General features: G+C 55.9%; 19 protein-coding genes, 20 tRNA genes, 1 rRNA gene and 1 riboswitch. Of the genes, 6 read left to right on the top strand and 34 right to left on the bottom strand.

The features are described from left to right. Window positions 1–3: 3 nt before the first annotated feature. The 3 genes from C772_RS11495 to C772_RS11485 all read right to left on the bottom strand — a co-directional run bounded on the left by C772_RS11495 (window position 4) and on the right by C772_RS11485 (window position 3355). A complete protein-coding gene (locus C772_RS11495) occupies window positions 4–2178 on the bottom strand; it encodes an ATP-dependent helicase (RefSeq protein WP_235046406.1) in 2175 nt (724 codons plus the stop codon). Window positions 2179–2239: 61 nt separating this feature from the next. After that, window positions 2240–2476, bottom strand: coding sequence for a hypothetical protein (locus tag C772_RS11490; protein ID WP_008300133.1), 237 nt, complete (start codon window positions 2474–2476; stop codon window positions 2240–2242). A gap of 87 nt (window positions 2477–2563) precedes the next feature. Next, window positions 2564–3355, bottom strand: a complete 792-nt coding sequence (locus C772_RS11485; RefSeq protein ID WP_008300131.1) for an alpha/beta hydrolase — start codon at window positions 3353–3355, stop codon at window positions 2564–2566. Between the two features lie 120 nt (window positions 3356–3475). On the opposite strand from C772_RS11485, the gene C772_RS11480 reads away from it, so the two are divergent. Continuing rightward, window positions 3476–3988, top strand: coding sequence for a gamma carbonic anhydrase (locus C772_RS11480; RefSeq protein WP_008300129.1), 513 nt, complete (start codon window positions 3476–3478; stop codon window positions 3986–3988). A gap of 114 nt (window positions 3989–4102) precedes the next feature. On the opposite strand, the gene metK is transcribed toward C772_RS11480, so the two are convergent. Next, window positions 4103–5299 (bottom strand): methionine adenosyltransferase, encoded by a 1197-nt coding sequence (gene metK / locus C772_RS11475; protein ID WP_008300127.1) that lies wholly within the window; start codon window positions 5297–5299, stop codon window positions 4103–4105. A 188-nt stretch (window positions 5300–5487) separates the two neighbouring features. After that, window positions 5488–5607: riboswitch (SAM riboswitch) on the bottom strand. Window positions 5608–5809: 202 nt separating this feature from the next. Between metK and pckA the strand changes: the two genes are divergently transcribed. After that, window positions 5810–7393 carry a phosphoenolpyruvate carboxykinase (ATP) gene (gene pckA / locus C772_RS11470; protein WP_035002306.1) on the top strand — a complete coding sequence of 528 codons (1584 nt, stop codon included), beginning with the start codon at window positions 5810–5812 and terminating at the stop codon, window positions 7391–7393. Window positions 7394–7465: 72 nt separating this feature from the next. On the opposite strand, the gene C772_RS11465 is transcribed toward pckA, so the two are convergent. From C772_RS11465 to C772_RS11450, 4 genes are all read right to left on the bottom strand, one after another. Further along, window positions 7466–8257 (bottom strand): alpha/beta hydrolase family protein, encoded by a 792-nt coding sequence (locus C772_RS11465; RefSeq protein ID WP_008300124.1) that lies wholly within the window; start codon window positions 8255–8257, stop codon window positions 7466–7468. Continuing rightward, window positions 8235–8711 (bottom strand): NUDIX domain-containing protein, encoded by a 477-nt coding sequence (locus C772_RS11460; protein ID WP_008300122.1) that lies wholly within the window; start codon window positions 8709–8711, stop codon window positions 8235–8237. Before C772_RS11460 ends, C772_RS11465 begins: the two co-directional genes overlap by 23 nt. A gap of 44 nt (window positions 8712–8755) precedes the next feature. Continuing rightward, the gene (locus C772_RS11455; RefSeq protein WP_008300120.1) at window positions 8756–9061 is read right to left on the bottom strand and encodes a hypothetical protein; all 306 of its coding nucleotides are present in this window, start codon (window positions 9059–9061) and stop codon (window positions 8756–8758) included. 280 nt (window positions 9062–9341) lie between these two features. After that, window positions 9342–9791, bottom strand: coding sequence for a Dps family protein (locus C772_RS11450; protein WP_008300118.1), 450 nt, complete (start codon window positions 9789–9791; stop codon window positions 9342–9344). Window positions 9792–9885: 94 nt separating this feature from the next. Between C772_RS11450 and yidD the strand changes: the two genes are divergently transcribed. Together yidD and C772_RS11440 are read left to right on the top strand one after the other, a co-directional pair. Next, on the top strand, window positions 9886–10128 hold the full coding sequence (gene yidD / locus C772_RS11445; protein WP_008300116.1) for a membrane protein insertion efficiency factor YidD: 243 nt from the start codon (window positions 9886–9888) through the stop codon (window positions 10126–10128). A 72-nt stretch (window positions 10129–10200) separates the two neighbouring features. Next, entirely contained in the window at window positions 10201–11178 is a 978-nt protein-coding gene (locus tag C772_RS11440; protein WP_008300114.1) for a metal ABC transporter substrate-binding protein, read from the top strand. Window positions 11179–11219: 41 nt separating this feature from the next. On the opposite strand, the gene C772_RS11435 is transcribed toward C772_RS11440, so the two are convergent. From C772_RS11435 to C772_RS11415, 5 genes are read right to left on the bottom strand one after another with little or no spacing between them, the layout of a single operon-like run. Continuing rightward, window positions 11220–12659 carry an o-succinylbenzoate--CoA ligase gene (locus tag C772_RS11435; protein ID WP_008300113.1) on the bottom strand — a complete coding sequence of 480 codons (1440 nt, stop codon included), beginning with the start codon at window positions 12657–12659 and terminating at the stop codon, window positions 11220–11222. 57 nt (window positions 12660–12716) lie between these two features. Then, entirely contained in the window at window positions 12717–13535 is an 819-nt protein-coding gene (gene menB, locus C772_RS11430; protein WP_008300111.1) for a 1,4-dihydroxy-2-naphthoyl-CoA synthase, read from the bottom strand. A gap of 16 nt (window positions 13536–13551) precedes the next feature. Continuing rightward, window positions 13552–14370, bottom strand: coding sequence for a 2-succinyl-6-hydroxy-2,4-cyclohexadiene-1-carboxylate synthase (menH, locus tag C772_RS11425; protein ID WP_008300110.1), 819 nt, complete (start codon window positions 14368–14370; stop codon window positions 13552–13554). Then, window positions 14358–16076, bottom strand: coding sequence for a 2-succinyl-5-enolpyruvyl-6-hydroxy-3-cyclohexene-1-carboxylic-acid synthase (gene menD / locus C772_RS11420; RefSeq protein ID WP_008300107.1), 1719 nt, complete (start codon window positions 16074–16076; stop codon window positions 14358–14360). The genes menH and menD overlap by 13 nt, the downstream gene beginning before the upstream one ends. Next, window positions 16069–17454 carry an isochorismate synthase gene (locus C772_RS11415; protein ID WP_008300106.1) on the bottom strand — a complete coding sequence of 462 codons (1386 nt, stop codon included), beginning with the start codon at window positions 17452–17454 and terminating at the stop codon, window positions 16069–16071. Before C772_RS11415 ends, menD begins: the two co-directional genes overlap by 8 nt. 162 nt (window positions 17455–17616) lie before the next feature. Here C772_RS11415 and C772_RS11410 point away from each other — a divergent pair, with 162 nt between their 5' ends. Together C772_RS11410 and C772_RS11405 are read left to right on the top strand one after the other, a co-directional pair. Then, window positions 17617–18531: a 1,4-dihydroxy-2-naphthoate polyprenyltransferase gene (locus C772_RS11410; protein ID WP_008300105.1), complete on the top strand. Its 915-nt coding sequence runs from the start codon at window positions 17617–17619 to the stop codon at window positions 18529–18531. 165 nt (window positions 18532–18696) lie between these two features. After that, window positions 18697–19452 (top strand): TraR/DksA C4-type zinc finger protein, encoded by a 756-nt coding sequence (locus C772_RS11405; protein ID WP_035002301.1) that lies wholly within the window; start codon window positions 18697–18699, stop codon window positions 19450–19452. Between the two features lie 63 nt (window positions 19453–19515). Here the strand turns inward: C772_RS11405 and C772_RS11400 are convergent. The 21 genes from C772_RS11400 to rrf form a co-directional block, all read right to left on the bottom strand. Then, window positions 19516–19587, bottom strand: a tRNA-Glu gene (locus C772_RS11400). A 6-nt stretch (window positions 19588–19593) separates the two neighbouring features. Next, window positions 19594–19684: transfer RNA gene (locus tag C772_RS11395), tRNA-Ser, on the bottom strand. 3 nt (window positions 19685–19687) lie between these two features. Next, window positions 19688–19762: transfer RNA gene (locus tag C772_RS11390), tRNA-Asn, on the bottom strand. Window positions 19763–19767: 5 nt separating this feature from the next. Further along, window positions 19768–19844 (bottom strand) — tRNA-Ile (locus tag C772_RS11385). Between the two features lie 8 nt (window positions 19845–19852). Continuing rightward, window positions 19853–19926, bottom strand: a tRNA-Gly gene (locus C772_RS11380). Window positions 19927–19929: 3 nt separating this feature from the next. Continuing rightward, window positions 19930–20005: transfer RNA gene (locus C772_RS11375), tRNA-Phe, on the bottom strand. A 29-nt stretch (window positions 20006–20034) separates the two neighbouring features. Next, window positions 20035–20110, bottom strand: a tRNA-Asp gene (locus C772_RS11370). Between the two features lie 2 nt (window positions 20111–20112). After that, window positions 20113–20187: transfer RNA gene (locus tag C772_RS11365), tRNA-Met, on the bottom strand. A gap of 169 nt (window positions 20188–20356) precedes the next feature. Then, a tRNA-Ser gene (locus C772_RS11360) sits at window positions 20357–20449 on the bottom strand. A gap of 15 nt (window positions 20450–20464) precedes the next feature. Further along, window positions 20465–20541, bottom strand: a tRNA-Ile gene (locus tag C772_RS11355). Window positions 20542–20548: 7 nt separating this feature from the next. Then, window positions 20549–20622: transfer RNA gene (locus C772_RS11350), tRNA-Met, on the bottom strand. A gap of 13 nt (window positions 20623–20635) precedes the next feature. Then, window positions 20636–20711: transfer RNA gene (locus C772_RS11345), tRNA-Ala, on the bottom strand. A gap of 12 nt (window positions 20712–20723) precedes the next feature. Then, window positions 20724–20800, bottom strand: a tRNA-Pro gene (locus C772_RS11340). 10 nt (window positions 20801–20810) lie between these two features. Continuing rightward, a tRNA-Arg gene (locus C772_RS11335) sits at window positions 20811–20887 on the bottom strand. Between the two features lie 17 nt (window positions 20888–20904). Continuing rightward, window positions 20905–20993, bottom strand: a tRNA-Leu gene (locus C772_RS11330). Window positions 20994–21002: 9 nt separating this feature from the next. Beyond that, window positions 21003–21077 (bottom strand) — tRNA-Gly (locus tag C772_RS11325). Between the two features lie 34 nt (window positions 21078–21111). Next, window positions 21112–21199, bottom strand: a tRNA-Leu gene (locus tag C772_RS11320). 22 nt (window positions 21200–21221) lie between these two features. Next, a tRNA-Lys gene (locus tag C772_RS11315) sits at window positions 21222–21297 on the bottom strand. An 8-nt stretch (window positions 21298–21305) separates the two neighbouring features. After that, a tRNA-Thr gene (locus tag C772_RS11310) sits at window positions 21306–21381 on the bottom strand. Window positions 21382–21390: 9 nt separating this feature from the next. After that, window positions 21391–21466 (bottom strand) — tRNA-Val (locus C772_RS11305). A 38-nt stretch (window positions 21467–21504) separates the two neighbouring features. Next, a 5S ribosomal RNA gene (gene rrf, locus C772_RS11300) occupies window positions 21505–21620 on the bottom strand. Between the last annotated feature and the right edge of the window lie 120 nt (window positions 21621–21740).

Raw genomic sequence — 21740 nt, 5'->3', positions numbered from 1 at the left:
GGCTCATCCCCTTTCCTCGAGCAGCCCCTTACTGATGCACATGCCAAGGTCCAGCTCTTTCCGCTGTTTCGCGAACCTGATGAGGACCCGGTCCCCCCTGAGTTCCTCCACCTCTCCGTTGCCGAACACTTTATGACGGACCTTCACTCCCGGTGAAAGCACCCCGCTATCGGAAATGGCATCGGGGTCAGGGATCACCGCTGTCCGCTTGCGGACGGATTTTCCGGGATTCTCCGGTATTTCCCCCTCCGGGCGGCCGATCGCCTGCAGTCCCCTGACCTCGCTGATAAAGCGGGATTCTGTCAGGTCTTTTCCGTTGTCCGTGGAATAGTTGATCAGTTCAAGCCGTTCTTTGGCCCGTGTCATCCCGACATAAAACAGCCTTCTGGCTTCTTCCATCATTTCCGGGTCCTTCAGGTCCTCTGAAGCCGGAATGGTGCCTTCATTCAGATCGACCATGAAGACCTGTTTGAACTCGAGCCCTTTGGCGCTGTGGAAAGTCGACAGCGTGACCGCGCCTTCCTGAGGTTTCCGTTTGGCTTCCGAGACGGCCGCTTTCAGTTCGGAAAGTTTTTCGGCAAAGGCGGTCATTGTCCGGAGCGGCGCCGCGATGACCGTGAGTGTATCCAGCATGCCGGTCAGTGTATCGATGCGGTAGCCGAACTTTTCCGAGCGGCTTTTCAGGGAAGCTTCATACCCCAGATTGTCCCGGACCGTCCGGATGATATCTGCGGGACGTCTGTCCTTGAGCCCATCATAGATTGACCGGTAGGCGGCCAGTTTTCGCCGCTGGTCATCGGACAGGTTTGCAGACGAACGTGCAAACGCATCGAAGACATTCCCTTCGGGACCGCTCCTGACGAACGCCTCGACTGTGGAGCGGCTGATGAACAGGTCCATCTTGAGCGCGACCCTGGCGAACAGGTCTTTCCTTTCCGGCAGATAAGCCAGCCTCATGAAGTTCAGAAGATCTTCCACGACCCAGTGGTCGAAAAACCGGTCGTCGGCATCCTTCATATAAAAGGGGATGCCACGGCGGTGCAGCTCGGAGACAAAAGCCGTCGATGAGGAGTTATTTCGGAACAGCACCGCTGCCTCTCCCGGATTTTCCATCGCAAGCAGTTCGTAGATGACATAGCGGACCTGCTCATCGCGGTCATGGAACCTCTTCAGGTTCACGGGCCCGGCACTGCCGTTTACCGGAACCATCCCTTTCTCGTAGCGCTCTTTGTTGCGCTTGATGAAACCGGCGGCCGTCTGGACGATTTCCGATGACGACCGGTAATTCGTCTCCATCATGAGAACCTCGGCCTGCGGATAGTGGTTCCGGAAGTCCAGCAAGTATTGCGGGTCCGCCCCGCGCCATGTGTAGATGGACTGGTCATCGTCGGCGACGGCACAGAGGTTGCCGTGCCGGCGGACCAGATGTTCCACGATCCGGTGCTGGGCAAGTGACGTATCCTGGCTTTCATCGGTGATCACGTAATCGAAACGGTCCTGCATCCTCATGCACAGGTCGGGATCCGTGCGCAGCGCCTCCTCCGCGATCGTCAGCATATCATCAAAATCCAGCAGCTGAAGCCGGCGGCGGCTTCGCTTGTGGAACTCATATTTCTGCAGGATCTCCCCTGCCCTCTCAACAGGTCCCTTGAGGCCTGTCCACTCTTCCTGTGGGATGAGCCGGTTCTTCACAAAACTGGCGAATGTCCCGACCGACTTCAGTTCATCTTCCGTCGGGTCTTCCCCGGTGACTTCACGGAAACTCCGTTTCAAAAGAACCGGCTTTGGCGGGACCTGGTCCGTCTTTCCTTCAATCAGCGCCCACTCGATGCCCATATGGTCGAGGTGCCGGCGTACAATATCCAGCGCGAGGCTATGGATCGTCGAGAACGCCGGAGGCTGCAGCCCCGGAAAGAGTTTTGTAAATCTGTCGCGCATATCGGTCGCGGCGGCCTTGCTGAAGGTGATCGGCTTGATGCGCGCCGGGGCAATCCCCTTTTCCGCGATCATGTAACCGATCCTCATGATCATTGTTGTCGTCTTTCCCGAGCCCGGGCATGCCAGTACGAGCAGCGGGCCGTCCGTCTTCAGGACAGCCTGCTTTTGCACATCATTCAGCGACACACCCGTCTCCGTACGCTTTCGCTCGAAAAAGTCCATTTCATCCATTCCTTCCATTGTTCGCATCCATTCATTCTAATCAAAAAAAGAAGGGCCGCGCAATGCCGCGGCCCTGCCTTTATTCACCGGTTTCAAGTTTGTCCCGTGCATCGAATCCGCCGTCCCCGTCCGTATATTCCGTAGCGGCCACCTGGTCAGTCTTCCGGGCCTTGTCGGAATAGGCGCTGCCGGGCTGGCCGGTCATGGTGCCTCCTGACTTCCTGGAGATGAATTCCTGCTGCTCTTGGCTTTTGTTCATCGCTTCTGCAGAGGACTTGGCCATCTGCTCCGGGGTTCTGCTGTTGTGTTCAGTCATGGGAGTCCCTCCTCGGATGTTGTCGGTCTGCTCTTACTATACCCGACGAACCCAACGCTCAACCGGAATGTCCCGATCCGGAATCAGTCAGACAACATAGCCGAGCGAGCGAAGCACACTCCTGATAAACGATTCGGTGTACAAGAACACTTCCTCCTGCTCCGGCTCCCGGAAAATATCATGACGGGCGTTTTTCCAGGACTTGTACTGGAATTCATCCCGGCCTTTCATCGTCAGCCAGTCGTGCATCGCATCAGGGTCCGCAAGTTCATCACGTCCCGCAGCATGGAGAAGGACCGGAGGCGCCCCGGGCTTTGGTACAGATTCACTGATTTCCTTGATATATGTATTCAGTTCGCGGAACCACGCGGCAGTCGCAACCGGGTGATACAGATTTTCCGAATCGGCCATCACCGGGTCCTGATTCTGGGTAAGCATGCCTTCGCTGATCTGGTGATTAAACTTGATGCCGCCGGCAATTTTCCCGAGTCCTGAAAGCGGCCCTTTCATTCTTGGCGGCAGATGCTTCAGGCGGAACCATGGCGACGTCAGGATCAGACCCGCGCAGGCCAGATTGTCGTTTCTCGCCATATCCGCAGCCAGCACCCCGCCAAGGCCATGTCCGAGAACAAACAGCGGCAGGTTTTCCGCCATGCCGGTGCGGATGAGTTCCTTTGCGAACCTGCGGTATTCATGAAACCCTTCATCATGTACTTCCGTGCCCCGTTTTCCGTGGCCAGGGAGGTCCCCGGCGATGACATGCATACCCGCAGTCCTGAACCGTTCAATCAGCCAGGCATGGCGGCCATGATGCTCGTATGCGCTGTGCAGCAGGACGACGGCAGCCGTCGCTTTTCCTTCCGCTTCCCATTTCCACATGGCGGTTCCCCCTTTCCCGTCTTGCCGTTTCATTTCTTTTTCCCGTTGCCGGAACATCGGAAACGGGTTTTATAGTACGATTATGATACTACAAGTTTCGATGGAAAAGAGGTTTTTTAGATGATTTACCCGTTCAACGGCATCGAGCCGAAGATTGACGAGTCCGTTTTCCTTGCTGATCATGTGACAGTGACCGGTGATGTCGAGATCGGACCCGAGTCATCTGTCTGGTTTAATACGGTGATCCGCGGTGACGTAAATGCCACACGCATCGGCAGGAAAGTGAATATCCAGGACCTGTGCATGCTTCACCAGAGCCCCGCCTATCCGCTCATCATTGAAGACGAGGTGACAGTCGGCCATAACGTGATCCTCCACAGCTGCACCATCCGGAAAAACGCACTGATCGGGATGGGCTCGATCATACTGGACGGGGCCGAAATCGGCGAAGGTGCGTTTGTCGGCGCCGGCTCGCTTGTTCCCCAGGGCAAGAAAATCCCGCCCCGCACACTGGCTTTCGGCTCTCCCGCCAAGGTGGTCCGTGAGCTGAACGACGACGACATCCGGGACATGGAACGCATCGTACGTGAGTACGCCGAGAAAGGCCAGTATTACAAGAGCCTGCAGAAATGATCATCTTTTCTGCTGTAAATCCGAATCGAGGGAGCTAAGTCCGATTACGCAAACAAAAAAGGGAATCCGCAAAAATTGATGCGGATTCCCTTTCTCTTATCGGCAGCTTCCGGATTACCGGTTCGCTTTGTCTTTCAGCTGGTCGGCCTTGTCGGTCCGCTCCCACGGCAGATCGATGTCGGTGCGGCCAAAGTGGCCGTACGCCGCAGTCTGCTGGTAAATCGGACGGCGCAGATCAAGCATCTTGATGATGCCGGCAGGACGCAGGTCGAACAGCTCACGCACCCACTCGACAAGCTCCCCTTCATTTGCTTTGCCGGTGCCGAATGTATCGATTGCGATCGAAACAGGCTGCGCGACGCCGATTGCATAGGCGAGCTGGACCTCACACTTGGAAGCGAGGCCGGCAGCAACAATGTTCTTCGCCACATAGCGTGCCGCATATGCCGCAGAACGGTCGACTTTCGTCGGATCCTTGCCAGAGAACGCTCCCCCGCCGTGACGCGCGTATCCGCCGTAGGTGTCGACGATGATCTTGCGGCCGGTGAGTCCCGCATCCCCCTGAGGGCCTCCGATAACAAAGCGGCCCGTAGGATTGATGAAGAACTTGGTTTCTTCATCAATCAGTTCAGCAGGAACGACGGCATCGATCACCTGCTCACGGATGTCCTTCTGAATCTGCTGAAGCGTAATTTCCTGATGATGCTGAGTGGAGATAACGATCGTATCCACACGGACAGGCTGGTTGTTTTCATCGTACTCGACGGTGACCTGCGTCTTGCCGTCAGGACGGAGGTACGGAAGAACTTCTTCCTTGCGCACTTCGGTCAGGCGGCGTGACAGCCGGTGTGCCAGGCTGATCGGCAGCGGCATCAGTTCGGGCGTTTCGTCGCAGGCGAAGCCGAACATCAGCCCCTGGTCTCCCGCTCCGATCGATTCCAGCTGGTCATCCGTCATCGTCCCTTCACGGGATTCAAGTGCTTCGTTAACACCTGCCGCAATGTCCGGTGATTGTTCGTCAATCGCCGTCAGGACGGCAGTGGTTTCGCTGTCAAAGCCGTACTTCGCACGGGTATAGCCGATTTCCTTAATCGTGTCGCGCACGACCTTCGGAATATCTACATATGTGGTGGTCGTGATTTCGCCGGCAACCAGCACAAGGCCGGTCGTCACGGTCGTTTCGCATGCCACACGGGCATTCGGGTCGTCTTTGATGATGGCATCGAGGATGGCATCAGATATCTGGTCGCAGATTTTATCCGGGTGGCCTTCGGTGACCGACTCGGATGTGAACAGGCGACGGTTGGTCATTGGTTTTCCTCCTCCGCTCCGGCGGGTAGCCGAAAAGTGTTACGGTACTCGTTCCCCTGTCAAGTCCGTTCCCCGCGGGGTTGAACTCCAAGCCGTTTTGGGCTTACTTGAGGTTGTGGTCAATCCATTTAAAAAGGGCCTTCCGCTCACATCCATGAGGAAAGGCCCGGATTCGCTGACACCTTTCACTCTTATCGTCCAAGGCAGACGCCTTGCTTCAGGTTGGCACCTTCTCGGCCTCCATACACGGAGAACGGCAGGTTGCCGGGTTTCATAGGGCCTGTCCCTCCACCAGCTCGGGATAAGAGTATCCGTACAATTTTCCATAGTAATGAATCCCGCACTTGATGTCAAACACTAAATGTAGAATACCGGGGTTTCTTGACGGTTTTTGGTCCTTTTCACGGAAACGCTGAATTAGTATAGACTAATAAACAAAATGTGTTATACTAATTCACATCATATCAAACCGCTTCCGGGCGGGATTACAAGACAAGGGTGGTACAGATGATGATGTCTTCAAAACTGAGCGATAAACTGAATGATCTTCTGGCAGGAGGTTCGATCCGCACACAGCTTTCCGTCGGGGAACTGACGCAGATCGCTGTTGAACGCGGCGAAGCGGTTTTGACGGACAAAGGCGCGGTCCGCGCCACAACCGGTAAATACACGGGCCGCTCTCCCAAAGACCGCTTCATCGTGGAAGAGTCCCCATCCAAAGAAGACATCGACTGGGGCAGCGTGAATAAGCCGGTCCAGCCTGAAGTGTTCGAAAAGCTCTACAACAAAGTGCTGGATCACCTTGGCGCCAAAAATGAGCTTTATGTATTCAACGGCTTCGCGGGTGCCGACCCTGCTTCCCGCCTGCACATCCGTGCGGTGAACGAGTTCGCATGGCACAACCTGTTCTGCCACCAGCTGTTCATCCGCCCTACGGAAGAAGAACTCAAAAAACACGAGGCGCAATTCACGATTGTGTCCGCACCGACATTCAAGGCTGACCCTGAAGTCGACGGCACAAACTCCGAAGCATTTGTCATGATTTCGATTGAACGCGGCATTATTCTCATCGGCGGCACTGAGTACGCGGGCGAGATGAAGAAATCGATTTTCTCCATCATGAACTACCTGCTTCCTAAACAGGACATCCTGTCGATGCACTGTTCGGCAAACGTCGGTGAAGAAGGCGACGTCGCCCTCTTCTTCGGCCTTTCCGGCACAGGTAAGACGACTCTGTCCGCAGATCCGCACCGACGTCTGATCGGCGACGATGAGCATGGCTGGTCTGAACAAGGCGTCTTCAACATTGAGGGCGGCTGCTACGCGAAAACCATCAACCTTTCCGAAGAGAAAGAACCGCAGATCTACGGCGCGATCCGTGAAGGTTCGGTTCTCGAAAACGTCGTGCTCGATGAAGAAGGCAAGCCAAACTACGATGATGGCTCCCTCACCGAGAATACCCGTGCAGCCTACCCGCTCGAGTATATTGAAGGCAGCGTCATCCCTTCGGTTGCCGGCCATCCGAAGACGATCCTTTTCCTGACGGCTGATGCATTCGGCGTACTGCCTCCAATCTCGAAGCTGACGAAGGAGCAGGCGATGTACCACTTCCTTAGCGGCTTCACATCCAAGCTCGCCGGTACGGAGCGCGGCATCACTTCACCACAAATGACGTTCTCGACATGCTTCGGTTCCCCGTTCCTGCCGCTCCACGCGACAGTCTACGCGGAAATGCTCGGCAAAAAGATCGATGAACACGATGTCAATGTCTTCCTCGTCAACACGGGCTGGACCGGCGGAGAATACGGTGTCGGACAGCGCATGAAGCTCAGCTACACGCGGACCATGGTCCGTGCGGCAATCGAAGGCAAGCTCGATAACGCGGAGATGGAAAAGGGCTCGGTTTTCGGCCTGAACATGCCGCTTGAGATCGAGGGCGTCCCTTCCGAAGTCCTCAACCCGCGCAATGCCTGGGCGGATAAGGAAGCATATGATGCTAAAGCGAAAGAACTGACTGCGGCATTCCGTGAAAACTTCAGGAAGTTCGGCTCTGTCTCCAAGGAGATTGAAGAAAAAGGCGGTCCGATCCTCTGATCGGTCATTTAAAAAGCACCAGTGCATGACGACTCATGCGCTGGTGCTTTTTTGTTTGCAGCAGGTAAGGGATCAGTTCCCCTTCCCTTTCATCCAGTTGCATAAATCCCGCGTGATACGGGCGGATTCCGCAGGAGGGAAATGGTGGTTGAACTCGGCAAAGTACCAGGTCTCCACCGGCTTTCCTGCCTCTCTCAATGCATCTTCCAGCATGATGGACTGCTCGATCGAGACGTTTTCATCCTGACGTCCATGGATCAGCAAAAACGGGGCACCGATCTGATCCACATGGAAAAGAGCCGTCCGGTTCCGATATTCTTCGGGGGCGTTGTTTGGCGTTCCTCCGATGACCCGCTTCATCATCCTGCGGAGCTCCTTCCGTTCCTTGTAAGTGAAGACGACATCCGAGACACCCGCCCAGTCCACGACTGACGTGATGTCATTTCGCATGATTGCCGTCCAGAGGGCCATAATGCCTCCCCTTGAAAATGCGAACAGATGAATTCTCGTAGTGTCGGTCTTCGGGTGCTGTTTCAGCACATCCACCGCATTGATCGCATCAAATCGGTCCGCTCCACCGAATTCGTCAAATCCTTCACCGCCGCGGTTGCCCCGGTAGTACGGGGCAAAAACGATAAATCCCTGCTGCGCAAACTGGGCGATCCGGGACGGCCGGACCATCCCGACATGCTGCATCCCGCCCCGCAAATAGATGATTCCTTCATAAATGCCTTCCGCTTCCGGTTCGGCAAGCAGCCCCTTCACGCGATAGCCCGTCGACCAATAAGTGATTTCGGTCAGTCTCACATTCGGGTTGGGAGACGGGTAAGGTCTCATGTATTCAATTATTCCGTCGTCTTTCATCAGCCAGCACCTTCTTCCGGATCCTGTCCATTCCTTCGTCCGACATATGCCGGCTCAGATTCGCTGCAGACTTTTCCCAGTCCGACTCTGCGAGGTAAGCCGCTCCCTCCGTTTCGCGGAGCGGGAAATTCTCATCGGCGGACAGGATGTCGGCAGCAAACACCCTTTTGCAGAAAGGCGGGTCGGCATGGACGACATAGTCGGCAACGAATGTGAAATTGCCGGCGGTAATGCCGGTTTCTTCGTACACTTCCCTGACTGCCGCCTGTTCAATCGTCTCGCCCGGCTCGGCCTTGCCGCCCGGCCACTCCAGCCCGCGGCCCGGATGGACAGTCATCAGCCACCGGCCGCCATCCAATGCGGCAACGATCACATGGGTCGGCTTCATCCCTGCCCGGTCCTTTTCCCAGAACAGATCAACCCGCTGGCCTGCCCGGTCTTTGTATGTAAACATCGGCACCCCTCCTCCACAAGTGTAGCGGACAGGGTGCCGGGGGTTCAACGGAAATACGGAAGGCTCTCAACGAACTTCTTGGACTCCTCATCCCCATATTCGTGAACAAGTGCATAAAGCTTCATCGTGCGCAGGTCGATCTGGTGGTTCTCCTTGTCCAGATGGTAAGGAATTGCGGGCAGGTGCGACCGTAGGAAGTTGGTCAATTCCACGTCGCTGATCTGGCTGAACAGCTTGCTGAACACTTCTTCCACGCGGCTGTCCGCCTCGATGGCAAATTCCCAGGGCGCCACATTCGGGCCAGGATACACCTGTCTGTGGAGAATCGATACATACAATTTGTTTTTCATGGCCATCCTCCTGGTCAATCGTTTCCCATTAGGATGGTCTTCTCTGGATGATCCATGCGCAAACAGCCCTGCAGCATTGCCGAACGGGAGCAACCAGATGCTGCCCAACGCTTCGCTTTTGGGCGCAGATGCCCATCTGCGCAATGGCTCCAGCTCTTACTCTTCCCCGCGGAAAGTGTCCGCATGAAGCGGAAATCAACTGAGCTCCATGAAAAGCTTTATCCATAAAATACAAATCAGTTCCGAAGATCACTCCCGGAACTGATTTGACTGCTTAAGCTCAGTTATTTTCTTCGCCGAGGAAGGCGTTGAGCATCCACTGGTGCTTTTCGATGCTCTGGTAGATCGAGTTCAGGAGGTCTTCCGTCATGTCGTCCTCGTCTTTTGCGGCAAGGTCCATGCCTTTTTTAAGAGAGTCCATGATCTTGTCGAAGTCCTCGGTCACCTGCTTGACCATCGCATTGGCGGATTCCTTTCCGCTGGCTTCTTCCACTACTGAGTTTTCCAGGTGTTCCTTCAGTGTGGCGAGCGGCTGTCCGCCAAGTGTCAGCATGCGTTCCGCGATCTCATCCATATGTAGGGTCGCTTCATTGTAAAGTTCCTCGAACTTTTCGTGAAGGGTGAAGAACTGAGGGCCTTTAACATACCAGTGATAGTTGTGAAGCTTCGTGTAAAATACCGACCAGGTCGCTACCTGGACATTCAATTCATCAAGCAGTTCTTTAGACATCCATCAACACTCCATTTCTTCATCAATCGTTCTTCTGTTCATGTTCCCCAACCCGCGCTACAATAAACATTGCGTTACGATTGGAGTGCTTGCAATGAAACATTTATTTATATGGATCATCAAGTTTTACCGGAAGGCCATCTCACCGTTTACCCCGCCCAGCTGCCGCTTTCATCCGACCTGTTCTGCATACGGTTTAGAAGCGTTTGAAAAGCACGGCGCGATTAAAGGCTTCCTGATGGCGATCATCCGGATCTCAAAGTGCCATCCGTTCCATGAAGGCGGATTTGATCCGGTTCCGGACAAATGGCCAGGAAACAATAATAGGGAAAAATAAGTTCCGGGTTGCCAAGCCGGCCACTGTTGCGGTATGATACAAATCGTACTCATTCCGATTTAGAGGTGGACCATGAAACGACTGATGCTCATCCTGTCCGCATCCCTGCTTGTTCTTGCCGGATGCGGCGGCAACGATCCTTCTGACGAGGGACAAGAAAGCGAAAACGCGACGGAACAGAAAGTCACTGTCAAGACGACCGTTTATCCGCTTGCCTACTTCACGGAACGGATCGGGGGAGACTCTGTAAGCGTCTCTTCCGTCTACCCTCCGGGAGCAGACAGCCATACATTCGAACCGACACAGAAGGATATGATCAGCCTGGCCGAAAGTGATCTTTTTATCCATACCGGCCTCGGGCTGGAGGGCTTTGTGAATAAAGCCGAACAGACTCTTTCGGGCGAAGATGTCCGGCTGATCGCGGCTGCAGCACATATTTCCGACGACCAGCTTCTTCACGGCCACGGACATGAAGAGGAACATGGACATGATGAAGAGGCAGGCCATGAAGGCCACGACCATTCCGGCGCAGACCCCCACGTCTGGCTTTCCCCTGTCCTCGCAGACCGGCTGGCACTTGCCGTGAAAGAGGCACTTTCGGAAGAACTTCCCGAGAAAGAAGCAGAGTTCGCGCAGCGGTATGAAGAACTGTCTGCCGAGCTCAAGGAACTGGACGGGGAATTCCGCAGCATGGCGGACCGCGCGCAGTCCAAAACCTTCTTCGTCTCCCACGCCGCATTCGGCTATATTGCCGAGGAATACGGCCTGGAGCAAGTCTCAATCGCAGGCCTGAATCCGCAGAGCGAACCTTCACAGAAAGAACTGGCACGGATTGTGGACCTGGCACGCGAAAAAGAGGCCACGACCATCTTCTTTGAACAGAACATCACATCAAAGCTCACTCAGGTGATCGTGAACGAAATTGGTGCGGAATCCGGCACGCTTCATAATCTGAGCGTCCTGTCGGAAGAGGATATCGAAAACAGTGAAGACTACTTTTCTCTTATGAGGAAAAATATCGAACGCCTCGGCAACGCATTGAACCCTTGAACCCATATCAAAAGCCATCCGGCAGCCCCGGATGGCTTTTGTCATTCCTGAAGATCAAACTTCGTCCTCAGTTCGCGGCGGAGAAGCTTGTTCGAGGCATTTCTGGGCAGTTCTGCGACGAAACGGAAATGCTTCGGCACCTTATACCGGGCCAGCCGCTCCCGGCAGAAGGTCTCAAGCTCTTCCGCTGTAACGTCTTCCCTTCCTACAATAAAGGCGGCCGGCACCTGTCCCCAGCGTTCATCCTCCACCCCCGCAACGCCTGCCTCAGCAACGGCGGGATGACCGACCAGCACTTGTTCGATCTCCGCGGGATAGATGTTCTCCCCTCCCGAGATGATCAGGTCGGAACGGCGGTCGAGCACGAAGAGGAATCCTTCTTCGTCAAGCCTGCCGATATCGCCTGTATGAAGCCAGCCGTCCACCTGGGCGGGTTTGTCGCTGAAGCGGCCGACATACCCAGGAGTCACATGGGGGCCGCTGATGAGGATTTCCCCCTCATCTCCGGGTTTTTCAGCTCCGTCGATCCGGATGCGGTTAAAGAAAAGCGGTTTGCCTGACGATCCCGTTTTCCTGAGGGCGTCCTCTGCCGCCAGCGTGGCCGTCTGTGAAGAGGTCTCGGTCATGCCATATGTCTGGAGGATCCGGATGCCGAGCGCCTCCGCGCGGCGGATATACGGCGAAGGGACCGGTCCTCCACCGGCAAGGATCTGCCTGAACCGTCCGGAAGCCCGCTCGTTCCGTGCTTCCAGGATATCCAGCACCCGGACCAGTTGCGCGGAGACGGCGGACATCGTCGTCACGCTGCCTTCCGCAATCTCTCTGGCCGAAGCTTCCGCATCGAATTTCGTCTGCAGACGCACGGTCATGCCATAAATCAGAGAACGGCACAGAATTGAGAATCCGCTTATGTGGAACAGCGGCATCGCGCAGAGCCAGACATCCCCCTCCTGCAGGCCCATGTTAAGGGCAGATGCGACAGCGCTCGATAAATGATTGCCTGCCGTCTGCCGGACGCCTTTGGGGAAACCGGTCGTTCCCGATGTGTACATGATGGTCAGGGTACGGTCTTCCTCCCATAGCTTCACCGGTTCAAAATCCATGCCCTCCCCTGACAAAAGGTGGCTCACCGCCGTACTGTCCGGTACGCGCTCCAGCAAGGCATCATCCGCGAACACGGCCTTTGCGCCCGAGTCTTCGATCTGGTAGGCCAGCTCGTCCTGCGTCAGGCGGCTGTTCAGCATCACCAGCTCAAAGCCCGCAAGAAGCCCGCCGTGGATCAGGAAGACGGTGTCCGGACCTCCTGCGGTCAGAAGCGCCACACGGTCCCCTTCCTGCAGGCCGGTCCCCCTCATCTTTCTCGCGATGTCCATCGCCCGTTCCGCCACTTCCCGGAATGTCCACTGTTTGTCTTCCCAGCTGATGGCGATCCGGTCCGGCGTCTGGCCGGCACGCTGCAAAATCCAGTTTGGTGTCTTCATCCAATCACCTTCCCATCATAAAAAGCCGCCCGAAAGGCGGCTTTTTGAATTTAGCGATCAAGGGAAACGAGGGAACTGGCCAAAGTCCGGCTTGCGCTTTTCCTTGAATGCGTCGCGGCCTTCCTTGGCTTCATCCGTTGTGTAGTAAAGGAGCGTCGCGTCGCCTGCCATCTGCTGAAGGCCTGCCAGTCCGTCCGTGTCGGCATTCATCGCGGCCTTCAGGAAGCGGAGTGCTGTCGGGCTCTTCTCGAGCATTTCCTCGCACCACTGGACGGTTTCATCTTCAAGCCGGTCAAGCGGAACAACCGTGTTGACCAGGCCCATGTCCAGCGCTTCCTGCGCGTTGTACTGGCGGCACAGATACCAGATCTCACGGGCTTTCTTATGGCCGACGATGCGTGCCAGGTAGCCGGAGCCGTATCCCGCGTCAAACGAGCCGACTTTCGGGCCGGTCTGGCCAAAGATGGCATTATCTGCAGCAATGGTCAGGTCGCAGACCACATGCAGGACGTGCCCGCCGCCGATGGCATAGCCTGCCACCATGGCGACAACCGGTTTCGGTATGACGCGGATCAGGCGCTGCAGATCCAGCACGTTGAGGCGCGGAATCTGGTCCTCTCCGACATAGCCGCCGTGTCCGCGGACTTTCTGGTCTCCGCCGGAGCAGAAGGCCATGTCGCCTTCGCCCGTCAGGACGATGACGCCGATGCTGTCATCATCGCGTGCGCGGGAGAAAGCATCAATCATTTCTTCTACAGTTTTCGGTGTGAAGGCATTGCGCACGTGCGGACGGTTGATCGTCACTTTGGCGATGCCGTTGTATTTCTCGTATTTGATCTCGTCATATGTACGGATCGTTTCCCATTGGCGTGTCATGTGGTTCCTCCCCTGTCTATGGCTTTAAAGCTTTCCTTACTATTGTAGCAAAGCGGGCCGGATTTTCCACGTGCACCGTATGTCCGGCGTCCGGAACGGTCACATGATCGACCTCCGGCAGCAGCCGGGCCATGTCTCCCGCAATGTTTACATACTTTTCATCCAGTTCTCCGGTGATCAGCGTCACCGGCATTCCGAATTGCTCCAGCGTATCCCAGTAGGAAGGCTGGTATCCCGTGCCGACTCCTCTGAGACTTCCTGCAAGGCCCGCGGGATCATTTCCGAGGCGGCCGCTCCGGACACGTTCCCGGACCGTTTCCGGCAGTTGTTTCTGCGAGGCGAAAAGCGGGATGTTCTCCCAGCGGTCGGTAAAGGCGCGGATGCCTTCCCGTTCGATGAAAGCTGCAAGCTTTTCGTCGGATTCCCTGCGCAATCGCCGTTCTTCCTGTGTCCGGAGGCCGGGAGATGTGCTTTCGAGGACCAGCCTGCTGATTTTCTCCGGGTGTGCGGCCGCATAGCCGATTGCGATCCGGCCTCCCATCGAATAGCCGAGAAGGCTAAAGTGATCCAGCCCGAGCCGGATAAAAAGTGCATCCAGGTCTGCCACCTGTTCCTTCATTGCATAACGGTCCGCGGTTTCCGGGGCTTCTGTTTTTCCGTGGCCGGTCAGGTCAGGCATAATGAGCCGGTATGAGCCGAATTCACCCGCAAGTCCTGTCCAGGATGCTGAGCTGCCGGTAAAGCCGTGCAGCAGGACAAGCGGTTCACCGTCGGGATTCCCTGCCTCCCGGTAGCCGATCCGGATTCCCCGGACCGTCGCCGTCAGCGGTTCCATTCGGCATCCAGCCTTTCGCCGACTGCCTGCCAGAGCTTCCGGTGCTCATTGAGATTCACCTGGCGGTCGCTGAAGGCTTCGATGATCCTGACATTGGTTTGTTTCGGCTGTCGGAGCACCTGCCTGAGTCCGTCGGCTGATTCCACCGCATCGTACTGGCAGCCGTACATGTCGGCCAGGCTCCTGAATTTCAGCCCGGTCGGCGTACCGAACAGCTCTTCGAAATAGCGTCCGGCCCCCGCCTGCGGCAGATAAGAGAAAATGCCGCCCCCGTCGTTGTTCATGACGAGGATGGTCAGATCTGTTTCATCAAAGCGGCTTGAGATCAGGCCGTTCATATCGTGCAGCATCGCAAGATCTCCGATCAGCAGGAAGGCCGGCCGTTTTCTCGCCGCCTGCACGCCAAAGGCGGTCGACACGACTCCGTCGATGCCGTTCACGCCGCGGTTTGCGAAAATCCCGATATCGCGGTCCGTGTTCATGAAGAAGGTGTCAACGTCACGGATCGGCATGCTGGAACTCGCAAACAGGTCGCTGCCGTCCGGCATGTCGGCAAACAGGACACCTGCCATCGCGCCTTCGTCGGTGCCCCCGTTTACTGCGCGCCTGGTTTCTTCTGTCGCAATGCGGTTTGCTTCAGACCAGAGAGAAGCATATCCGGAAGGGGCGTTCCCTGCCCGGATGCCAAGCAGCATTTCCGGCACGCACTGGAGATGATCCGTCGCCAGGTGATAAGGATCACGGAATGACGGGCTTTCATCCACGACGATATAGACGTCGGGACGGTTTCCGTTCAGGAACTGTGTCAGCGGCTTGGACACCGGCTGGGGACCAAATCGGATGACGGTATCCGGCGCCATTTCCTGCTTGAACCGTTCGTTTTTCAGGACGGCATCATACTGATCGATGCAAAGGCCCTCCGCTTCCTCTGACAGGCCGGTCCGGAGTCCCGAGAGCGGATCGGCCAGCACCGGCCAGCCAAGGGATCGTGCAAACTTCCAGAAAGCCTCTTTGTCAAAACCGGGAGGAAGTTCACCGGCAATGATCAGGCCCCGTTCCGCAGCGGCAGCCGTTTCTGTAAACCAGCGGACCATTTCCGGATCTGGAATCATCATCCCCCTGCGCACGCTGCGGAATGATGGCTCTGGATCCTCCTCTCCGAAATCGATCAGGAGCGGCTCACGGAACGGTATATTCAGGTGCACGGGACCCGCCGGCGCATCTGTCGCGATCGAGACGGCCCGCTGCACATGACGGCCGATATACTCCAGTGATTCAGGCCGTTCTTCCGGGATGGGGAAATCGGCACTGTACTTGACCATCCTCCCGTACATCCCGGGCTGGTCGATCGCCTGGGGGGCTCCGACCTCGCGCAGTTCATGCGGACGGTCTGCCGTCAGCACAATCAGCGGCACACGGGCATACTTCGCCTCGGTGACCGCCGGCATGTAATTGGACGCTGCGGTGCCGGACGTGCACAGCACGGCGACCGGTTCGCCGGATGCCTTGGCCATGCCCAGCCCGCAGAATGCCGCGGAGCGCTCGTCGGTCTGCAGATGGATCCCGACACTGTCAGAGTCGGCAAATGCATAGGCAAGCGGCGTTGAACGTGACCCCGGGCTCACGACCACATGCCGGACACCTGCACGGATCAGCGATTCGCGGATCCTCAGAACATAGGAGGTCAGCACTTTCCGGTCATCCATGCAGGACACCTCCGAGCGCCCGCATCATCGGACGGAACTTCACCCAGGTTTCTTCATATTCCTCTTCCGGTACCGACCCGGCGACAATTCCTCCGCCGGCGTACAGATGCGCCCGGTCGCCCTTCAGCAGGCCTGAGCGGATCGCCACGGCAAACTCGCCGTCACCGTCCGTGTCCATCCAGCCGATCGGGGCCCCGTAAAAGCCCCTGTCCATCTTTTCGTTTTCACGGATCATGCGGAGCGCTTCGTCACGGGGAGTACCTCCGAGCGCCGGTGTCGGGTGAAGGGCTTGTACAAGATCAAGAAGATCCGTGCCGGCATTCGGTGTCCCTTCCACAGGAGTGAACAGATGCTGGATGTCACGCACTTTCAGAAGCCGCGGTCCCGCCGGAATCCGGACTTCACTGCAGAAACTGCGGAATACATCTCCGATCATCTGGACCACGAACTGATGCTCTTCCCGGTTTTTCGGGTCCTTCAGAAGCCCTTCCCCAAGCAGCCGGTCTTCTTCCGCTGTCTTGCCGCGGCGGATGGATCCGGCCACACAGGCGGTCAGGCCCCTGCCGCCCTCCATCTTCACAAGACGTTCCGGTGTCGCTCCGAAAAAGAAGCCTTCACCGCTCTCCAAGCCGAACAGATAGCTTTCCTGCTGCTCGGCCGAAAGATGTTCCAGCACCTCCGAATGACGGACGGGCGTCTCGAAGTCGAGGCCGATGGATCGCGCAATCACGACCTTCTCCGGCCCGCCTTCACGGATCCCGTCCCGGACACCTTCCACGGCACGCAGATAATCCTGCTTGGCATATTCCTGGAGCCGGCTCACATCAGGCTTTACCGCAGGCTCCCGTTCTTTAACCTGTGCTTCGTGGATCAGCCTGTCCCGGATCAGGCGCAGCCGGTCAAAATCGGCCGCCACGGCCTCTTCCTCGGATATCAGGTTGATCGACACGAAGGTACGCCCGTCTTTTTCAACCAGCTGGATCTGCGGAACTACAAAAAGGGCAGCCGGGAAGCTTTCCCATTCCGATTTGCGCCGATTTTCCGGATCAAACGAGAAGCCGCCGAACAGCACCGGCGACTGGTCTCCCTCTTCCTTCACAATCACGGAACAGAGTCGCTGCCATTGTGTACGTATATCTTCAAAACGGGCATCGCCGTCTGTACTGGTCAGGCGTGCTGCGTGCCCGATGCCAGCCATTTTCCGGGTTTTCTCCCGGTTTTCCCAATAAAAGCGCCGGCCGGCGAATTCCGCTTCGCCCGCTTCAAAAAAAGCTTGCGGTGACAGCCTGCCCGATTCGACCGTCTCCGTGTAGAACCGGAGCCCGTCCATCATGCGGCCTGTCTTCGTTATTAAATCCGGAGTCGTTTTCCGTTTCATCCAAGACCCCTCCAACTTATTCGCTACAGTCTTTCCTTGCCCATTTATTTTACCACAACGCACGAATCGCCAACATCCGGGCGATTCCGTGCGCCTTCACTGTCCTTTCCCCATTTTCTCCGTTATAATGATGAGCGGAAAGAAATTTAGGGAGAGAACGATATGCAGCAAACACTCAAAGCAGACGAAGGCTGGCGGATCTGGTGGCAGCTGACACGCCCACACACGCTAACCGCGTCATTCGTGCCTGTGCTTCTCGGAACCATCATCGCGTTCTCAGAAACCCGGGTCAATGTCACGCTTTTCATCCTTATGATGCTTGTCACCCTGTTCCTGCAGGCGGCAACCAACATGTTCAACGAATATTACGACTTCAAGCGCGGGCTCGACAATGAGCAGTCCGTCGGCATCGGCGGGACCATCGTCCGGAATGGCGTAAGTCCTTCGACTGTTCTGGGCCTTGCACTCGCGCTCTACGGTGCTGCGGCACTGATGGGTCTTTATATTGCCGGGAGCACCTCATGGTGGCTGATTGCGGTAGGTGGCGTCGCCATGGCCATCGGGTACTTGTATACCGGCGGACCGCTTCCAATCGCCTATACGCCGCTCGGAGAGCTGTTCTCCGGTGTCACGATGGGGATGGCAATCGTGCTCATCTCCTATTTCATACAGACCGGCCATGTCAGCGGATGGGCAATCGCCCTTTCAATCCCCAGCATGATCCTTGTAGGGGCGATCATGATGTCAAACAACATCCGTGATCTGGAGGGTGACAAAGAAGGCGGCCGGAAGACACTCGCCATCCTGGCCGGAAGAGAAAATGCGGTCACGATCCTTCTCCTGTTTTTTGCGGTATCGTACCTGTGGATCCTCATAATGGTCCTTACCGGACTCCTGACGCCCTGGGCACTGCTCGTCTTCCTCAGCATCAGAAAGCCGATCGGCGCCATCCGGATCTTCAGGAAAGAAAACGTTCCGCTCAAGGTCATGCCGGCCATGAAAGCGACCGCCCAGACAAACACGATCTTCGGATTCCTGCTCTGCCTCGGCCTCCTTCTCGGCTACTGGACAAACTAATCACGGAACTTGTAAAACCGCCTGCCCGGATGCAGGCGGTTTTTGATATTGGAGGCAAGGTTTATCGTTCAGGACAAAAAGGAAAAGATGAGGGACAATGGCAGGATTCATGAACTCATGAAATACAGACCATCCATCATCTTATACGATAAGGAAGTGACAGCCATGTTGACAGAACAGCAAAAGACAATCCTCAAGCGTGAGCTGATTGAAATGCAGCAGCAATACCGTCAGACAAGTGAAGAACGTGACCGTGACGACAGTATGCGGGACGATTCCGGAGAACTATCCTTTGCAGACAATCACCCGGCCGATATGGGAACGGAGCTGTACGACCGCGAGCGTGACCAGGCGCTTGAAAACCATGCGGAAGACGAACTCGAAAAGGTCGAGGAAGCCTTGAAGGCGCTGCGTGAAGGGAACTATGGAATCTGCGAGATATGTGAAGTAGAGATTCCGTTTGAGCGCCTGGAGGCCATTCCCTACACGAATCGGTGCATTGAGCATGCGGACACCGAGATTCCGGAGGACCGCCCGGTTGAGGAAGACGTATTGCAGGATGTGGCAGCACCCGTCCAGCCGGACTCTTTTGAAGTTGGCAGGAAAGAAGGCATTGAGGACTACCAGGACAGCTTCCAGGAGGCGGCACGTTACGGCACTTCCGAAACGCCATCCGACAGGAGCGGTGATCATGACGACTACAATGACCTTTACGAGGATCCGATGGAACAGGGCACGACAGAAACCTATGAGGAATTTGCAAGCACTGATGAAACCGGCAGCGTAAAGGGCTTTATGCGATCGGACACAATGGACGAGTATCAGGAGGGCCTTGATGAAATCGACCTCGAGTCCCCGCTCGGTGACATTCCCGATAAAACGGTCGACAGCTACACCGGCGAGCGCCTTGACCGGGAATAAGAACATCTGGACAGCAAAAAAACAACCATCCTATTCAATATAGGATGGTTGCTTTTTTCTTAATGACCCCTACGGGATTCGAACCCGTGTTACCGCCGTGAAAGGGCGGTGTCTTAACCGCTTGACCAAGGGGCCAATACATGGCGGAGAAGGAGGGATTTGAACCCTCGCGCCGGTTACCCGACCTACGCCCTTAGCAGGGGCGCCTCTTCGGCCTCTTGAGTACTTCTCCAAATGGCTCCGCAGGTAAGACTCGAACTTACGACCGATCGGTTAACAGCCGATTGCTCTACCACTGAGCTACTGCGGAATACATGGTGGGCCTAAGTGGACTCGAACCACCGACCTCACGCTTATCAGGCGTGCGCTCTAACCGGCTGAGCTATAGGCCCGGTCTCGCTGGAGCGGATGAAGGGAATCGAACCCTCGACTTCAGCTTGGGAAGCTGAGGTTTTACCACTAAACTACATCCGCGAATGGTGGCTTGGGACGGAATCGAACCGCCGACACAAGGATTTTCAGTCCTTTGCTCTACCGACTGAGCTACCAAGCCTAAATTACAGGGTATTCATTATGTAAAAATGGCGGTCCCGACGGGAATCGAACCCGCGATCTCCTGCGTGACAGGCAGGCATGTTAACCGCTACACCACGGGACCATTGGTTGCGGAGGCAGGATTCGAACCTGCGACCTTCGGGTTATGAGCCCGACGAGCTGCCACTGCTCCACTCCGCGATAATAATATAGATGTTGCATGGGTGTTTCTACGCATATGGTGTTTGGACACCTTACGCTTCGCTGTCGGTGTAACTCGCAGTCTTCGTTCTGCTCGTTGCTCCACTCCGCGATAATAATATTGTCTTTACTGGTTCAGAGCTGCCCTAGACTGAAGAGGCGCAAAATATGGCGGAGGAAGAGGGATTCGAACCCCCGCGCGGTGTTACCCGCCTCTCGGTTTTCAAGACCGACCCCTTCAGCCAGACTTGGGTATTCCTCCGTTTGAACCAATAAATGGTGGACCTTGCAGGACTCGAACCTGCGACCGGACGGTTATGAGCCGTCTGCTCTAACCAACTGAGCTAAAGGTCCTTTGCAATGGCGGCGGAGGGGATCGAACCCCCGACCTTACGGGTATGAACCGTACGCTCTAGCCAGCTGAGCTACACCGCCGGAATAATATAAATGGTGGAGCCTAGCGGGATCGAACCGCTGACCTCCTGCGTGCAAAGCAGGCGCTCTCCCAGCTGAGCTAAGGCCCCAACATATAAGGGTGGTCGGGAAAACAGGATTCGAACCTGCGACCCCTTGGTCCCAAACCAAGTGCTCTACCAAGCTGAGCTATTTCCCGGTGATTAAAATGGCGCGCCCGACAGGAGTCGAACCCATAACCTTCTGATCCGTAGTCAGACGCTCTATCCAATTGAGCTACGGGCGCATTCATAAAAAAAGACTTGGTGCCGAGGACCGGTCTCGAACCGGTACGGTAGTCACCTACCGCAGGATTTTAAGTCCTGTGCGTCTGCCAATTCCGCCACCCCGGCGGAAATAAATGGAGCGGAAGACGGGATTCGAACCCGCGACCCCCACCTTGGCAAGGTGGTATTCTACCACTGAACTACTTCCGCATGATTAAGTGGTTGTTGATCACTTATAATAAAATGGTGCGGGTGAAGGGACTTGAACCCCCACGTCCGGTAAAGGACACTAGAACCTGAATCTAGCGCGTCTGCCATTCCGCCACACCCGCATGATGTGGTATATATAAAGGGTGGTGAGCCATGCAGGGCTCGAACCTGCGACCCTCTGATTAAAAGTCAGATGCTCTACCAACTGAGCTAATGGCTCGTCTGAAGTGGTGCCGGCCAGAGGACTTGAACCCCCAACCTACTGATTACAAGTCAGTTGCTCTACCAATTGAGCTAGGCCGGCTTTCTGAAATGGTGGAGGATGACGGGTTCGAACCGCCGACCCTCTGCTTGTAAGGCAGATGCTCTCCCAGCTGAGCTAATCCTCCATAAATATTGATCTGTGAATCTGTGTTAAAGAGATCCGGCCTGGCGACGTCCTACTCTTGCAGGGGGAAGCCCCCGACTACCATCGGCGCTGAAGAGCTTAACTTCCGTGTTCGGGATGGGAACGGGTGTGACCTCTTCGCCATCATCGCCAGACCGTATTCTTTTTGAAAGGACAAGTATTATTATATCAGTTCCTGTCGATTTGGCAAGAACTTTTTTTGTTCTTTCAAAACCGGATAAACAAGACATTGTTGTATAACCATCTTTCCACGT

The sequence above is a fragment of the Bhargavaea cecembensis DSE10 genome (assembly GCF_000348905.1).
GTDB lineage: Bacteria > Bacillota > Bacilli > Bacillales_A > Planococcaceae > Bhargavaea > Bhargavaea cecembensis.
Note: the sequence above shows the minus strand (reverse complement) of the source record. Positions and strands in the feature narration are given on the sequence as shown.

Excerpts from the sequence above, each read along its gene's own strand:
- C772_RS11495 (WP_235046406.1), bottom strand. The coding sequence starts at position 2,178 with ATGGAAGGAATGGATGAAATGGACTTTTTCGAGCGAAAGCGTACGGAG.
- C772_RS11490 (WP_008300133.1), bottom strand. The coding sequence starts at position 2,476 with ATGACTGAACACAACAGCAGAACCCCGGAGCAGATGGCCAAGTCCTCT.
- C772_RS11485 (WP_008300131.1), bottom strand. The coding sequence starts at position 3,355 with ATGTGGAAATGGGAAGCGGAAGGAAAAGCGACGGCTGCCGTCGTCCTG.
- C772_RS11480 (WP_008300129.1), top strand. The coding sequence starts at position 3,476 with ATGATTTACCCGTTCAACGGCATCGAGCCGAAGATTGACGAGTCCGTT.
- metK (WP_008300127.1), bottom strand. The coding sequence starts at position 5,299 with ATGACCAACCGTCGCCTGTTCACATCCGAGTCGGTCACCGAAGGCCAC.
- pckA (WP_035002306.1), top strand. The coding sequence starts at position 5,810 with ATGATGTCTTCAAAACTGAGCGATAAACTGAATGATCTTCTGGCAGGA.
- C772_RS11465 (WP_008300124.1), bottom strand. The coding sequence starts at position 8,257 with ATGAAAGACGACGGAATAATTGAATACATGAGACCTTACCCGTCTCCC.
- C772_RS11460 (WP_008300122.1), bottom strand. The coding sequence starts at position 8,711 with ATGTTTACATACAAAGACCGGGCAGGCCAGCGGGTTGATCTGTTCTGG.
- C772_RS11455 (WP_008300120.1), bottom strand. The coding sequence starts at position 9,061 with ATGAAAAACAAATTGTATGTATCGATTCTCCACAGACAGGTGTATCCT.
- C772_RS11450 (WP_008300118.1), bottom strand. The coding sequence starts at position 9,791 with ATGTCTAAAGAACTGCTTGATGAATTGAATGTCCAGGTAGCGACCTGG.
- yidD (WP_008300116.1), top strand. The coding sequence starts at position 9,886 with ATGAAACATTTATTTATATGGATCATCAAGTTTTACCGGAAGGCCATC.
- C772_RS11440 (WP_008300114.1), top strand. The coding sequence starts at position 10,201 with ATGAAACGACTGATGCTCATCCTGTCCGCATCCCTGCTTGTTCTTGCC.
- C772_RS11435 (WP_008300113.1), bottom strand. The coding sequence starts at position 12,659 with ATGAAGACACCAAACTGGATTTTGCAGCGTGCCGGCCAGACGCCGGAC.
- menB (WP_008300111.1), bottom strand. The coding sequence starts at position 13,535 with ATGACACGCCAATGGGAAACGATCCGTACATATGACGAGATCAAATAC.
- menH (WP_008300110.1), bottom strand. The coding sequence starts at position 14,370 with ATGGAACCGCTGACGGCGACGGTCCGGGGAATCCGGATCGGCTACCGG.
- menD (WP_008300107.1), bottom strand. The coding sequence starts at position 16,076 with ATGGATGACCGGAAAGTGCTGACCTCCTATGTTCTGAGGATCCGCGAA.
- C772_RS11415 (WP_008300106.1), bottom strand. The coding sequence starts at position 17,454 with ATGAAACGGAAAACGACTCCGGATTTAATAACGAAGACAGGCCGCATG.
- C772_RS11410 (WP_008300105.1), top strand. The coding sequence starts at position 17,617 with ATGCAGCAAACACTCAAAGCAGACGAAGGCTGGCGGATCTGGTGGCAG.
- C772_RS11405 (WP_035002301.1), top strand. The coding sequence starts at position 18,697 with ATGTTGACAGAACAGCAAAAGACAATCCTCAAGCGTGAGCTGATTGAA.